This window comes from Rheinheimera baltica (genome assembly GCF_030731985.1).
GTDB lineage: Bacteria > Pseudomonadota > Gammaproteobacteria > Enterobacterales > Alteromonadaceae > Alishewanella > Alishewanella baltica.
Map to the genome: position 1 here is coordinate 71,032 of NZ_JAPJDY010000006.1, position 13,806 is coordinate 84,837.

Sequence of the window (13,806 nt, forward strand, 5' to 3'; positions counted from 1 at the left end):
ATAAGGTGAAACCATGAGTATAATATTAGGCGGCTATATCATGGGCGTTGATTTTGAACGCCAACAACTGCCAACAATATCTGATCCAAATTATCGCGCCATTGAAGACACACTTTTATCTTTAAAGGGAGTAGACAGTGTAGTTGTGCTTAGGGCTGTTCCCGAGCCGGAAGTTGGGCCATACGAATTAACTTTGCACTGTGATAAAGGTAATTATCTAATTATGCTCAATGAGTATGATGACGACGGCGATAGTGGTGTAAGGGCTATTAGTAATACTAGCTCCGATAGCACGCTAATACCGATTTTGGGAGATTTATATTCTGCAAAATTGATAACCCGTGATTTCCAAGTTGTTTGTTCAATTTTTAAAGAGTTTGCCGATACAGGTAACGTTCCCGAGTTATTAATGAGTTAGTCACACAATTACCAGCCTATTTTATTGCTGATATCTGCTTCGATTATAGGAGCTATAGGTTCACTCATTAGCCTCCAGGCACTAACTCCGCATCCAAAAACATGCGCTCTGTTAACTGCGCACCAGCAATACAATACCCATCAAGAACAACGCTAGAGCAGTAGCGCTCTGCCAGCCATGCTTAGCGCTGCTATCATTGCCACTGCCCAAACTAACGAGCGGGCTGTGGCATAGTTCAGCCAATAGCAAAACAGATACGCGACCCGGCTGGCAATAAAAGTCCAACCCATTAACACGGTTGCCTCGTCTACAGCATTTAATCCCATCACGGTAAAAACAGCACAGGCGTAAATTAATAGCGCTTCAAAGCTATTGTAATGCGCCGCATTTGCCCTCTGGCCAAAGCCTTGCAGCGCCGCTTGCTGCACCCTGGGGTTATTGTTGTCGTAACCGCCGCTTTTTTGCATGGCAAACGCCAATGGCGCTTTAGCCAAATAGGGTAACAACATCGCGATAAATAATGTCAGAAGTAGTGCCGATAGCATTAAACGTGTCTCCGTTGAAGTAGAAATAGCCGTTACGGAATAAAGTGTGTTTGATAAGGTTATAGCGTTAGCTTACTGGTTCGTAGCTGACGTTACCAGTGTAATTCTGATACTCTGGGCCTGCGGAACAAAAATAATAAAACCGTATGTTATAAACAAAAATGGAGCATAAAAAATTGAAGCAATATGTTGTTACGTTGGCGGCACTCGCCGTATTATCGGGCTGCTCTGATGCAGCACCTGTGGCAGAGCCTGTTCAGCCTAAAAGCGCTGCAGGCTCCTTGGTGATGGTTGGTGGAGCGTTAAGTAGTTCAAATGCAGTGGTATACCAGCGTTTTATCAGTTTAGCAGGAGACAAGGCCGCTAAAATTGCCGTGATACCTGCAGCAAGTGGCCAGCCGGTTAAATATTTTAAACAATTTATAAGCGATATGGTTCGCTATGGTGTAGCACCAGAGCGCGTCACCTTAATGCCTGTTGCGTTATCGGACGATAAATCAACACCAGATCAAGATGAAAGTACATGGCGCGATAATGCGATGAAACAAGCGCTTGCAGATGATTTGTCGTCCTATACAGCGGTGTGGTTTTTAGGCGGGGATCAGCTGAATATTACCGCCGCGCTGAGAAAAGACGACATCGATACACCATTGCTAACTGCTATACACGCGTTATACCAACGCGGTGGGGTTATTGGCGGCACCAGTGCAGGTGCTGCAATAATGAGTGAAGTGATGATAGCCGCCGGCGACTCCTGGGGCGCTTTAACACAAGGCCTTACTGACAGTTATAACGGTATGCAAGATCAGGAAAATGGCCCGTTGATGCTAAGCCGAGGCTTAGGTTTTTTTAGTCATGGCATTATTGATCAGCACTTTGATAGAAAAGCCCGTTTTGGGCGGCTTATTGTGGCAACAGAGCTAAACAAGGCTCGTTTTCCTCTGGGTTTTGGCATTGATGAAGACAGCGCTTTAGTGTTTGATGCTGCGTCGAAAAAGCTAGAGGCCATTGGCAATGGGGCTGTAACTTTAGTTGATGTCTCGCAAGCGCAAAAGATCGAAAACTCGCAGGGCTACCAGATAAATAATGTTCGGCTTAGCATTTTGCAGGGCGGTGATATGTTTGATCTGACGACAAGGCAGTTTGAACCGCAACCAGACAAGTTGGCTACCGTCGGCAGCGAGTATCTGAATATTGCAAAACCGGTGGTGTCTGGTGTATTTAGCCGCAATACGCGGTTAAAAGACATGCTAACCTTCGACTTGGTCGACAACAAAGGGGCCTCAGAGGTTGTAAGCTATTTAATGCAAGGCGAGGGTATAGGGTTTACCTTGCGTTTTAGTCAAGATGAGCAAACGCAGGGTTACTGGCAATACCTGGACGGTTTAAAGGATAATGGCAGTGCTTACAATGTTAAACTTAGCATTACGCCAAGCCGCTTTAGTGTGACAGAACTTGCCCCTTAAGTTTTGCTCGATTGTGCAATGTGTTACGCCGCTTTTATACAGTTAGTTACGCGGCGTAACCACGAGTTTTTTAACACGCCTTTTGTTCAAAGCGCTTCTAGTTGGTAGTCGCCTTGCTTTAAGGCGTCTGCCAGTTCATGTGAACGGTGAATCACTTGCTGCCAATAATTTATACGTATCTGGTCTGGCAGTTTAAAATCATTACGGTCTGGTATTTTACCAAACGGCAACGACTTAACCCAAGCTTCACTGGGGCACAGCATTACCACATTGTGTAAGTGAGCTGGGTTGGCTTTGCGCCATTTTAACGCTTTGTCGAACCAGCCTGGGGTTAAGCTGGTATAAAAATGTGGGTAAAGCACCAAGCCTTTATCACTAAAGGGTAAATCAAAATGATAGTCTGTTACTCCGCCATCGTAATATAAACCTGCCCCGGCACCGGTGATATTCTCTACTGGATTTAACACCATTGGAATTGAGCCACTTGCCAGTATGGCTTGCTTTAGGTTGGCCGTTGTTAAGCTAACATGTTGAGTTGGCAAGGTGCCGGCATAGTGAAACGGTGACGGTTCGCCAGCGACATGAAATAAAACCCGTTGAAAAAAGTACTGTAGGTTTTTGCGGCCGATAAGGTTTGCGCCGGCGGCTAACGTCAAACTGCCGGCTTGTAATAATTTCGACCTGGCTAATGACAAGCGTCGTGCTTTTGCTACAACAAAACTAAGCTTAATCATCGGATTGTCCAACACTTGTTGCAAGTGTTGTTCCGTTGGAAATACATCATCGATTACTGCAGCCGAACGTGCCGTTATTTCAGCGGTACTGGCATTTTTGGCGAAAGTAATATTCGCATACGCCTGACAAAACCGCCTAGATGCGGCAGCGGGGTCGGCTTGCGCAAAGCAGGCAAAGCGCCAGGCACCGGCTGAGCTCCCAAGGATATGTAATGCAGTGCTACGTTGGCGGAAAAACTCACCAAACAGATATTGATCCAAACCAAACAAACAAAACCATTTTGGTCCGCCGCTGGCGCCAACCATCACATTAAAATCCGCTTGATTCAGGCCATGTTGCTGAATATGGCGCAAGGCTGTTTCACCGGCTAATACGCGTAATACTGAGTGTGTCAAAATACAACTACCTGTTTTAAATCACTTAACTGCTGGCATAGAGCCGACGATACATATGCTCGGCATAATCATCTGTCATACCGGAAATATAGTCACAAATGACTCGGCTTTTAAGCGGTGCTTCAGCCTGGCTCCAGCGTTGTTGTGTATTGGCTGGTAATAAACGTGACGGATCTGAATTAAAGGCGTCAAATAACGCCATCAGCATGTTTTGACAACGAAAACGCGACTGCTGAATATCTGGTTTAGAAATAACGCAGCGGTAAACCACTTGCTTAAGGCACTGCAAAATAGCCTGTGGTGCGTCGTCCAGTTTAGCATTGTAGCGAATTAGTGGCTCCTCGGCATGCGGTAAAACTTGATACATGCTTACTGAGCTGATCAACAGGTTAACCAATGAGCCAATAGCATCTTTGCGAAGATGATGCTGGTTGCTAAAAAGATCCGCGCTAATTCGCTGCATAAGTTTTTGCAGTGTGTTGGGTAGCACAGCCCAGTCTGCGGCAGTATGTTGCTGCCACTGTTCCTGGCTAATATTGCCCAGCACAATGGCGTCTTCTAAATCGTGAACACCATACGCAATGTCGTCAGCAAGCTCCATAATTGACGCATCTAACGATTTATAGCAGGCTTTAATATAGGGTGATGCATTCAGTGTTTCAGTGGTTTGAAATAAAGTTTTATCATTGGAAGATAAGGGTGCCAGTATCCAGTCCAGGATATCGGCATCATCATTGAATATGGCTTTCGCAGGCTTCCATGGTGTTAAATTTAACGGGTTGGTTGCGGCTAATACTTCCTGGCTAAAATCAGGCTGAAGTACGGGATATTTTAATAAACCAAGCAAAGTACGTCGGGATAAATCCATACCATGGTGCTGGGTGTATGGTTCCAATTTAGCAACTATCCGCAGTGTCTGGCCATTGCCTTCAAAGCCACCAGCATGCAACATTTTATAATTAAGTGCGGTTTCACCACCATGGCCAAAAGGCGGATGGCCGATATCATGTGCCAGACATAGCGCCTCCATCAGGCTGTCATCCGGTAAAAAAACGCGCTCTGCTGAGGTAACTTTTGCTCTGAGTTGGCTAACCAGTCCAGTGCCAATCTGCGCCGCTTCCAAAGAGTGTGTTAATCGGGTGCGGTAAAAGTCATTTTGTCCAATACCTAAGATTTGCGTTTTAGACTGTAAACGACGAAAAGCAGCAGAGTGAAGAATTCTGGCCCGATCACGTTGCCAAGGGCTACGTTGATCGCCTGGTCTGCTAATACTTGTTGAAGAGCGGCGTTGAGACCATAGTGAGTCTGGCATAAAATTCCTTGTTAATTCAAAGCGCTAAATAGCGTCCAATCTGAAGTGCCGCAATAAGACTAGTTGTTTATCTTACGCCAACTAGCATAAAAGTTCGAGCGCTACCTTAGTCTTGTCTATTATTATGCTGACCAGCAAAAAGCAGTCGACAGTAGATAAATGATACTGTATAAAAGAACAGTAAATTAATCAGGGGAAAACACCATGGCTGTGATCATCAAGTATGTAGTAGAACGTAACGGAGCAGAAAAAATGACTTTTACTTCTAAAGCAGAAGCAGATGCATACGATAAAATGCTGGATACTGCTGATGAACTATCGCGTTTTTTAGCCGCTAGCACCTTAATTACTGACGAACAATTAAGCGAAACATTAGCGTTGTATATGGCGCAGCAAAAAGATGAGCTACTAGTTGCGTTGGGCGCAAAAAAGCCAGCCGCTAAAACCGATAAAACTGCTAAAGGTGATAAAACAACTAAAGCCAGTATTGCTGCGGTAGAACGCGCAGCTTAACGACTGATTAGCGGCTTAGGTGCCGCTGCTGCCAATAAGTGCGTAGATCTGCTTTTACCTCAGGTAAAAGCAGATACAGTGCCAGAATGTTAGGTACTGCCATTAAGAAAATCATTGAATCAATGAAATCAAATACCGCCATGACATTGGGGACTGCGCCCATAGACACAATGATGCAAAAAAACACTTTATAGAGCTGGGTTAACCGTTCATTGTGGCCCACCAAGTAACGCCAACCGGTTAGTCCATAGTAAGACCAGCTGATAACGGTAGAAAAACCAAATAACAGCAGTGCTACCATGAGTATCCAGGGAAACCAGCTGAATACCGAGGCGAACGCGCCTGATGTAATTTGCACACCGTCTAACCCCGGCGTTTGGTAAGCGCCAGTCAGAATGATGACCAAGGCGGTAATGGTACAAATTACTACTGTATCAATAAAGGGCTCTAAAAGACCAACAAACCCTTGGCTTACCGGATCTTTTACCTGTGCTGCAGCATGGGCAATAGGGGAGGAACCAATACCGGCTTCGTTAGAATAGGCCGCCCGGCGAAACCCCTGAATGAGTACCCCAATAAAGCCGCCATAACTGGCTTCGGGGGTAAACGCGCCTTGTACGATTAACCACAACGCTGCGGGTATCGCGCTAGCGTGATGCAACATAACAATAACCGATGCCAACAGATAAACGCCGCACATTAACGGCACTAATTTACTGGTAACCCGCGCAATGCTTTTTAAGCCACCGATAATTACAGCAGCAACTAACAAAGCATAAATAACACCAAACAGCCAAGCGTTGTCAAAACCAGTTACGGTCTTAACCTGCACAAAGCCTTGATTAACATGAACAAATCCTGCCGAGCCAAAAATGACAAACACCGAAAACGCCATGGCGAGAACCGTACCAAGTAATGGCAGGTTAACTTTATCCAGTGCGGCTTTAATGTAATACATAGGGCCGCCCGACACGCTACCATCTGCATTTAACTGGCGATACTTTACCGCCAGTGTACATTCAACAAATTTAGTCGACATGCCTAGCAGACCGGCAACAATCATCCAAAATGTCGCTCCCGGGCCGCCCAGACTGATAGCAATAGCCACACCAGCAATGTTGCCTGTGCCAACAGTACCGGATAGGGCGGTACTTAGTGCTTGAAATGGTGTAATTTCTCCCGCTGCAGTACCAGTTTTATTGTTTTTTAATAAACGGATAGCGTGACCAAAGCCCCTAACATTAATGAAGCCTAAATAGCAGGTAAAGACCAAGGCACCACTCACCAGCCAAATTAATACCAGCGGTATACTTACTCCATTGACATCAAAAGCATAAAAAACTGCCGCAGCAAGATGAGATGTCAGGTTCTCAAAGGCCTGTTGAAAAGAAAAGTCGTTATTCATTAAATTACTTCAGCAGTATGGATGGCTAATGTTTTTCGCAAGATTACTGTGTAATTGATGTAGAAACAAGAAATTATCTGTTGTTCATCATTGTGCATTGTAACCGTGGTGTTTTCTTCATATGCTGGCAAGTATCCAGTATCACACTTAATGCGATAACCCCTGTGCATAAACATCATCATCATGATCATAGTCATCATCATGCGAACCATAGCGAAAGCAGTAATATTGCGTTGGCGTTTTGGCTTAATTTTGGTTTCGCATTACTGGAGATTGTTGGTGGAATACTCACCAATAGTGTGGCGATAATCGCTGATGCCATTCATGACCTAGGTGACAGTATGGCGATAGGTTTTGCCTGGGTTGCCAGTAAAATAGCAAACAAAAAGCCTACGCAACGTTATAGTTATGGCTACCGGCGTTGGTCTTTATTGTCGGCGTTAATCAGCAGCGCCATTTTGTTATTTGGTTCTGCTTGGGTTTTAACAGAGGCCATTCCAAGATTGTTGCAACCGCAGTTACCGCATACCGGTGGCATGTTTGTGTTGGCAATTTTGGGTATTGCGGTAAATGGTGCCGCAGTGCTGCGTTTGCGCCGTGGTAAAACGCAAAATGAAAAAGTACTTAGTTGGCATCTATTAGAGGATGTATTGGGATGGGTTGCCGTGCTCTTGGGTTCAATATTAATGTACTTTACCGGTTGGGCATGGTTAGACCCGGCGCTATGTATTGCTTTTACACTTTTTATACTGGTGAATGTGGTAAAGAGTTTAAAGCAAACACTTGCACTGTTTTTGCAGGTTAGCCCTGATCCTGCGTTACAGCAGGATATTTTTCAAAAATTATCACAGTTAGAGTTTGTTGCGTCGGTTCACCATTTACATTTGTGGTCTCTAGATGGTGAACAACATGTGCTTACGATGCACGTTGAAATTAACACCCCCTCGGATTTAGCCCAGCAGTTGGCTTACAAACAACAGATTGCACAGTTACTTGCGCCGTATAAACTTAGCCACACGACAGTTGAATTTGAGCTGGCAGGGGAGCGTTGCCGGGATCAACACTAATAAATGAGTATATATAGTAAACGAATTAAGCAGAATCGGATTGCCCTAAGCTAACCGTTGAAGCCCTGGATGGGCTGAAACGAGCCACCACGGTTGGGTTTACGGCGTGTTAGCGTGGGCAATCTGGATGGCAGCTGACAACTTAACAAACTCGCATTAAGCTCGCTGCCTTTTTCGTTACTAAGACTGGCTGTAACCGGGTAAAAACTGTGCGAGTTTGCCAATAGCCGCGGATAATTGATCTTTATGCGGTAAAAAGACAATACGAAAGTGGTCCGGCTCTGGCCAATTAAACGCGCGGCCATGCACCAACAACACCTTATGTTGCCGCAGAAAATCCAATACAAAGAGTTCATCATCTTTGATGCGGAATTTTTTTCGGTCAATTTTAGGAAACAAGTACATGGCACCTTTAGGGCGCATGCAGCTAATACCGTCAATTTCTGTTACCAGCTTGTGCGCGAGATCCATTTGGTCATATAGGCGTCCGCCTGGCACCACCAGCTCGTTAATGCTTTGGTAACCGCCTAACGCTGTTTGTACCGCATGCTGACAGGGCACGTTGGCGCACAGTCGCATTGATGCCAATATGTTCAACCCTTCAATATAGTGTCGCGCCAGTTGTTTAGCACCGGATATAAACAGCCAACCTACACGAAAGCCTGCAATGCGGTAATTTTTCGACAAGCCACCAAAGGTAAGCATTACCAAATCATTTGCCAGCGAAGCGGTACTTACATGCTCTGTACCGTCGTAAAGCACTTTGTCATAAATTTCGTCGCTCAACACTACCAAACTATGTTCGCGGGCAATTTTTAACAGTTCCAATAAAAAGGCTTTACTGTACACAGCACCGGTTGGGTTATTAGGATTGATTAACACTATCGCTTTAGTTCTTTTGCTGATTTTTGCTTTAATATCATCAAGGTCTGGATACCAGTCTTGTTGTTCATCACAACGATAATGCACTGCTTTACCGCCTGCCAGATTAACAGCGGCTGTCCACAACGGGTAATCAGGTGACGGAACCAGTACTTCATCAGCATTGTTTAGCAATGCTTGCAAAGACATAAGAATAAGCTCTGATACCCCGTTGCCAATATAAACATCATCTGCATCTGCGCTGGGGATCCCGCGTTGTTGATAGTACTGTGCAACTGCAACACGTGCCGGGTAAATACCTTGCGAGTCAGAATACCCTTGCGCTGTTGGCAAGTTGTGCATCACGTGTTTGAGAATTTCATCCGGTGCTTCAAAACCAAAGGGCGCAGGATTGCCAATATTAAGCTTGAGGATCCGATGTCCTTCTTCTTCCATGCGTTTTGCTTCTTTTGCGACAGGGCCGCGGATGTCATAACAGACACCATCTAATTTAGTTGAGCGCTCTATTGGTTTCATAACAACGACCTTACTGTCTCCATTTTAAACGTCCAGATAGCTATATTGCTACAAGCAATAGTTTTTACATAACTGCGGTCTGTTTGCAATGGATGGCCGCGGGTTTTCTGAAATAAAAGCACTAAAACACTTTTTAATCGTATTACGTAAGCGCTACAGGTAAAATAGCGTAGTCTCAACGTAATAAATTGGTTACTGCCTTGGTAAAAGTTCCAGAGTACACACGTAACCTGTAGGTGATAGATGTTATTAAAGAAATTTGCTGTATTCGTATTTTGGTTGCTGGTGGGTGTTGCAGCCCTCAGCCCTTTTACCGAGCTTGAGCCGGTAAAACAGTTGGACTCGCTTGAAGATTGGCAAAAACCAGGCCGAATTACTGCGTTAAGCCAGGCCGATCAGAAAAAAGTGTTACAGCGTCTGGCGTATACACAGCCGTTACCCCGCAAAATCCCTTTGCCGGACTTCAATCAAATTAGCAATACTACCGAAAAAAAACGGCAATTTTTTAGTTACTTAAGGCCTTATGTCAAACGAGAGAATGCGCGTATACGCGCTTTGCGTCAGCAATTGCTCGATATTCAAGAGAAAAAGCAAAAGCGGATGCGCTTATCATTAGAGGAATATGCATTTTTATACAGTTTATATGATGAGTTTCGCATGGACGTAGCCGAAACGGATGAAATCATGTTAGCGGAGCTGCTAAAGCGTGTTGATGTTATCCCTGAAGCGTTAGTGTTAATGCAAGCGGCAAATGAATCAGCTTGGGGAACAAGCCGTTTTGCGGTTGAAGGATATAATTTTTTTGGCCAGTGGTGTTTTCGCGAGGGCTGTGGTTTAGTGCCAATGGAAAGAGGTGAAGGGCAGTACCACGAGGTTGCAAAGTTTGAAAATCCGGCAGCGAGTATTAATAGCTATTTTTACAATCTGAATACTTTCCATACTTATGAACCACTGCGTCAGATCCGCGCGCAGTTACGCCATGAAGGTAAACCCGTTCGCGGCGAAGCATTAGCCTCAGGCTTAGTGGCCTATTCTGAACGTGGCGAAGAATATATTAGTGAGATAAGCGGCATGATCCGCTTCAACCGTAAGTTACTGGAAGAATAATATGCGTTTTATACTGTTAAGCCTACTGTTGTGGGGCCCGCCAGCTTTTGCCGATTTAGTGATGAGTTATCACGGATTTTACGGTCGGATGAAGAAGCTTCAACAGCCAGAATACAGTGATATTACGTTGGCATTTGCATTGACGGGTGAACGAAGTGGAAAGCCATGTAAATTTTATAGTTTAAAATTAGTAAGTGATCAGCATGATTTTGATGTGGATATTGCTGGCAATGGTGAAATTAGCTTACCTTATGATGAAGCGCTAAAAAACGCCAATGCAGTATTAACGGTGCTTCAGGCTGATAATTCCGAGCCATGTCAGGTGCAATTTCGTTTGCGAAGCCGTATGCGCTTGCCAAGCGATATTAGTATTGAAACACTGCTGCATTATCGTCATCAATTTAAGCAATTGCTTGATGATATGGCCGGGGTAAGCAAATACTGGTTACCTGATGTCATAGGAGTGATTGTTGAATTTCCACAGGCAGCTATAGCGGTTGATTTGAGCAACGAGCAAAGCGACGTTACTCTTTGTGAGGCTAACCGGTGCAATATTGAATTAGTTGACACTTTACCCGTAAATATTCAGTGGCGATTTGCCGCGCGCCCCAGTTATTTATTACCATTGCTGCAAGGCAGCGTTAAGTAAACGCTGCCTTGCAGCAGATTATTGCGTTAGCTTAACGCAATAATCTGCACTGGCGAATCTTGAGGGTGATTGTCGTCATCGGCAATCAGTCCTACAGGTATCGTTGGCACAGCGTCCTTATCAAAGGCGGTATCGCGCTCACTCAGCTGGGTGTCTTTGGTTAGTGCGGCAAAATTAAATAAATTCTTATCAATCATGTGAGACGGGACAATGTTTTGCATCGCCTGAAACATGGTTTCTATGCGGCCAGGGAAGCGTTTATCCCAATCTTGTAGCATCTCTTTTACGACCTGGCGCTGTAAGCCGTCTTGAGAGCCGCAAAGGTTGCATGGGATTATTGGGAACGCTCGGGCAACAGAGTATTTCTCTATGTCTTTTTCCCGGCAATACGCTAACGGCCTAATCACAATATGTTCGCCATTGTCGCTAACCAGCTTAGGTGGCATAGATTTCATTTTGCCACCATAAAACATATTCAAAAACATCGTTTCGAGCATGTCATCGCGGTGGTGGCCTAATGCAATTTTAGTGGCGCCCAATTCTTTTGCGGTGCGATACAAAATACCACGGCGCAGCCTTGAGCAGAGGGAACAAGTAGTTTTACCCTCGGGAATTTTGTCTTTGACGATGGAGTAGGTATCTTCTGTAACGATTTTATAATCTACGCCAATGCTTGTTAAATACTGTGGCAACACCTCAGCCGGAAATCCGGGCTGTTTTTGGTCAAGATTCACGGCAATAATGGCAAAATTTATCGGGGCAGATTGTTGCAGATTCAGTAAGATATCCAGCAGGGTGTATGAGTCTTTACCCCCGGATAAACACACCATGATCTTATCGCCTTCTTCAATCATATTAAAGTCGGCAATAGCCTGACCAACGCCACGGCGTAGTCGTTTGTGCAGTTTATTCAAACTATATTGCGCTTTGGCTTGTGCTGCATGAGTCATAAAACAGGTGTACCACTAAACAAAATGGCGCACATTATAGCTAAGCGTGCGCCAATACCAAAGCAGTGCGATGTTAAATGTCAGTCTTTCTGCATTGGAGAGATAAAGTTTTCCGGTTTTATGGCTAAAACATCGCAATCTAGCCTATCTATAACATGTTCTGCGGTATTGCCAATAATAGCGGCAGATAAACCCGTACGGCCAATAGTACCAATTATCACCATTTCAGCATCCAGTATTTTGGCTACTTCAGGTAACACGTCCTCAGGCATACCTTCTTTGACATGACGGTTTTCAGCCGCAATATCAAACTGTTCTGCCAAGGCGGCAACGGCATCAACGTGATGCAATTTCATCGTATCATTGTATTCCTGCGGGTTAAATTCCGGAATTTCAATGGCGATGTTAACTGGTGTTCCCGGATAAGCATTAACCAAGTGTGTTTGAGCCTTTAAAAGAGCCGACATCTTTAACGCGGTCTTAGTTACACGTTGATTAAGCGATAGATGATGCTCCTGCTCGCTGCCGGCATTGACAGCGGCAATGATGTTACCGCCTTGCGGCCAGTCGTGATCTTTCACCAACAATACCGGGCAGGGACATTTACGTAAAATATGCCAATCAGTGGGCGTGAAAATCATGGATTTAAGCACGTCATGATCATGAGTGCCTTTAATAACCAAATCGTAGCTGTCTTCCAGTACGGCATGTATCACAGCTTCAAAAGGCCGGCTATGCCAAACAACTTTAATATCAATTTCAATGCCACCGGCCTTCGGTGCCGCCAGATAATCACTGATCCAAAGTTCTCGGTCTTTAATAACGGCCAGGCGCATAGACTCGCGTTCATCACCGGATAACATGGTGGTCATTTCGTAAGAAAAATCGTAGACAGACAAAAAGGCAGTAAGTTTACCGCCTTGTAATCGAACTAATTCAATTGCACGATTAAGGGCTTTTTGCTTTTCAACACTAGGATCTAAAACAACTAATATGTGGTTGTACGCTGACATAGGCTACTCCCGCTGCGAATCATGCATTAAGTGTAGTCAATCTAGCCTGGATTGCATGAACCTAACTTGCGCTGGCGCAAACAAGTATGTCGGAATTAGCAGTGCGCTGTTAATGCCGCCAATTTAGACAGTGCAGCCTGATCAAGGATGCTTATTAGCTTACCTTCCACTTTTATCAAGTTTTCTTTGTCTAATTTACTTAGTAAACGACTGATTGTTTCTACCGTTAAGCCGAGGTAGTTGCCAATATCACTGCGTGTCATGGTTAAACGAAACTGACTGGCAGAAAAACCACGGCTTGCATAGCGCTGCCCTAGTTGTGATAAAAACGTGGCTAATTTTTGCTCAGCCGTTTTACGGTTTAACAGTAACATCATTTGCTGATCAGCTTGAATATCTTCGCTCATCAGTCGCATCATTTGCTGACGCAATCGGGGCAACTGGTCCAATAAAACGTCAAGGTTTTGCAACGGAATTTCACACACCATAGCGGTTTCGAGTGCTTCAGCATAGCTTGGGTGCAGCTGTTTACTCAGACCATCAAAACCTACAATGTCGCCTGGCAGATGAAAACCGGTTATTTGCTGTTCCCCCTGGTCAGTAAGGGTAAATGTTTTAAACGACCCTGTTCGAATAGCATATAAACAACGTTGTGCCTGACCCGCTTCGAAAAGCATATCAGCTTTGTGCAATGGTTTTTTGCGTTGAATAATATCATCCAGTCGGGTTAGCTCAGTATCATTCAGCGAAAACGGTAAACAAAGCTGACTAAAACCACAGTCCTGACAATTGATAGCAGAGCGTTGCATAACGGCGTCCTTGAGTTTTTCTAA

Annotated in this window: 13 protein-coding genes and 1 pseudogene; 6 read left to right on the forward strand and 8 right to left on the reverse strand. The window is 44.7% G+C overall.

Features of this window, described 5'->3' with window-relative positions:
* The first annotated feature begins 13 nt into the window (after positions 1-13).
* The gene (locus ORJ00_RS11310) at positions 14-418 is read left to right on the forward strand and encodes a DUF6911 family protein (protein ID WP_306139894.1); all 405 of its coding nucleotides are present in this window, start codon (positions 14-16) and stop codon (positions 416-418) included.
* Between the two features lie 152 nt (positions 419-570).
* On the opposite strand, the gene ORJ00_RS11315 is transcribed toward ORJ00_RS11310, so the two are convergent.
* Positions 571-963, reverse strand: coding sequence for an MAPEG family protein (locus ORJ00_RS11315; RefSeq protein WP_306139895.1), 393 nt, complete (start codon positions 961-963; stop codon positions 571-573).
* Between the two features lie 176 nt (positions 964-1,139).
* Between ORJ00_RS11315 and ORJ00_RS11320 the strand changes: the two genes are divergently transcribed.
* Positions 1,140-2,429: a cyanophycinase gene (locus ORJ00_RS11320; protein WP_306139896.1), complete on the forward strand. Its 1,290-nt coding sequence runs from the start codon at positions 1,140-1,142 to the stop codon at positions 2,427-2,429.
* An 86-nt stretch (positions 2,430-2,515) separates the two neighbouring features.
* Here the strand turns inward: ORJ00_RS11320 and ORJ00_RS11325 are convergent, their stop codons facing one another.
* A complete protein-coding gene (locus ORJ00_RS11325; RefSeq protein ID WP_306139897.1) occupies positions 2,516-3,559 on the reverse strand; it encodes a patatin-like phospholipase family protein in 1,044 nt (347 codons plus the stop codon).
* Positions 3,560-3,584: 25 nt separating this feature from the next.
* Positions 3,585-4,871, reverse strand: a complete 1,287-nt coding sequence (locus ORJ00_RS11330) for an anti-phage deoxyguanosine triphosphatase (protein ID WP_306139898.1) — start codon at positions 4,869-4,871, stop codon at positions 3,585-3,587.
* A 204-nt stretch (positions 4,872-5,075) separates the two neighbouring features.
* Here ORJ00_RS11330 and ORJ00_RS11335 point away from each other — a divergent pair, with 204 nt between their 5' ends.
* The gene (locus ORJ00_RS11335; protein WP_370298079.1) at positions 5,076-5,384 is read left to right on the forward strand and encodes a YebG family protein; all 309 of its coding nucleotides are present in this window, start codon (positions 5,076-5,078) and stop codon (positions 5,382-5,384) included.
* A 7-nt stretch (positions 5,385-5,391) separates the two neighbouring features.
* On the opposite strand, the gene ORJ00_RS11340 is transcribed toward ORJ00_RS11335, so the two are convergent.
* Positions 5,392-6,789 carry an alanine/glycine:cation symporter family protein gene (locus ORJ00_RS11340; RefSeq protein ID WP_027670628.1) on the reverse strand — a complete coding sequence of 466 codons (1,398 nt, stop codon included), beginning with the start codon at positions 6,787-6,789 and terminating at the stop codon, positions 5,392-5,394.
* A 164-nt stretch (positions 6,790-6,953) separates the two neighbouring features.
* Here ORJ00_RS11340 and ORJ00_RS11345 point away from each other — a divergent pair, with 164 nt between their 5' ends.
* Positions 6,954-7,856 (forward strand): cation diffusion facilitator family transporter, encoded by a 903-nt coding sequence (locus ORJ00_RS11345; protein WP_027670629.1) that lies wholly within the window; start codon positions 6,954-6,956, stop codon positions 7,854-7,856.
* A 180-nt stretch (positions 7,857-8,036) separates the two neighbouring features.
* On the opposite strand, the gene ORJ00_RS11350 is transcribed toward ORJ00_RS11345, so the two are convergent.
* A complete protein-coding gene (locus ORJ00_RS11350; RefSeq protein WP_306139899.1) occupies positions 8,037-9,254 on the reverse strand; it encodes a pyridoxal phosphate-dependent aminotransferase in 1,218 nt (405 codons plus the stop codon).
* A gap of 243 nt (positions 9,255-9,497) precedes the next feature.
* On the opposite strand from ORJ00_RS11350, the gene ORJ00_RS11355 reads away from it, so the two are divergent.
* Together ORJ00_RS11355 and ORJ00_RS11360 are read left to right on the forward strand one after the other, a co-directional pair.
* Positions 9,498-10,361 (forward strand): glucosaminidase domain-containing protein, encoded by an 864-nt coding sequence (locus tag ORJ00_RS11355; protein WP_027670631.1) that lies wholly within the window; start codon positions 9,498-9,500, stop codon positions 10,359-10,361.
* Between the two features lies 1 nt (position 10,362).
* Positions 10,363-11,010, forward strand: coding sequence for a DUF2987 domain-containing protein (locus ORJ00_RS11360; protein ID WP_306139900.1), 648 nt, complete (start codon positions 10,363-10,365; stop codon positions 11,008-11,010).
* A 26-nt stretch (positions 11,011-11,036) separates the two neighbouring features.
* On the opposite strand, the gene ttcA is transcribed toward ORJ00_RS11360, so the two are convergent.
* The 3 genes and pseudogenes from ttcA to fnr all read right to left on the reverse strand — a co-directional run.
* On the reverse strand, positions 11,037-11,960 hold the full coding sequence (ttcA, locus tag ORJ00_RS11365) for a tRNA 2-thiocytidine(32) synthetase TtcA (protein WP_027670633.1): 924 nt from the start codon (positions 11,958-11,960) through the stop codon (positions 11,037-11,039).
* Positions 11,961-12,040: 80 nt separating this feature from the next.
* The gene (gene uspE, locus ORJ00_RS11370) at positions 12,041-12,973 is read right to left on the reverse strand and encodes a universal stress protein UspE (RefSeq protein WP_305974612.1); all 933 of its coding nucleotides are present in this window, start codon (positions 12,971-12,973) and stop codon (positions 12,041-12,043) included.
* Between the two features lie 95 nt (positions 12,974-13,068).
* Positions 13,069-13,785: pseudogene (gene fnr, locus ORJ00_RS11375) on the reverse strand (fumarate/nitrate reduction transcriptional regulator Fnr); the annotation flags it as partial.
* Positions 13,786-13,806: the final 21 nt, after the last annotated feature.

Bases quoted from the DNA above. Each gene is read 5' to 3' on its own strand.
- ORJ00_RS11310 (WP_306139894.1), top strand. From the start codon at position 14: ATGAGTATAATATTAGGCGGCTATATCATGGGCGTTGATTTTGAACGC.
- ORJ00_RS11315 (WP_306139895.1), bottom strand. From the start codon at position 963: ATGCTATCGGCACTACTTCTGACATTATTTATCGCGATGTTGTTACCC.
- ORJ00_RS11330 (WP_306139898.1), bottom strand. From the start codon at position 4,871: ATGCCAGACTCACTATGGTCTCAACGCCGCTCTTCAACAAGTATTAGC.
- ORJ00_RS11335 (WP_370298079.1), top strand. From the start codon at position 5,076: ATGGCTGTGATCATCAAGTATGTAGTAGAACGTAACGGAGCAGAAAAA.
- ORJ00_RS11340 (WP_027670628.1), bottom strand. From the start codon at position 6,789: ATGAATAACGACTTTTCTTTTCAACAGGCCTTTGAGAACCTGACATCT.
- ORJ00_RS11350 (WP_306139899.1), bottom strand. From the start codon at position 9,254: ATGAAACCAATAGAGCGCTCAACTAAATTAGATGGTGTCTGTTATGAC.
- ORJ00_RS11355 (WP_027670631.1), top strand. From the start codon at position 9,498: ATGTTATTAAAGAAATTTGCTGTATTCGTATTTTGGTTGCTGGTGGGT.
- ORJ00_RS11360 (WP_306139900.1), top strand. From the start codon at position 10,363: ATGCGTTTTATACTGTTAAGCCTACTGTTGTGGGGCCCGCCAGCTTTT.
- ttcA (WP_027670633.1), bottom strand. From the start codon at position 11,960: ATGACTCATGCAGCACAAGCCAAAGCGCAATATAGTTTGAATAAACTG.
- uspE (WP_305974612.1), bottom strand. From the start codon at position 12,973: ATGTCAGCGTACAACCACATATTAGTTGTTTTAGATCCTAGTGTTGAA.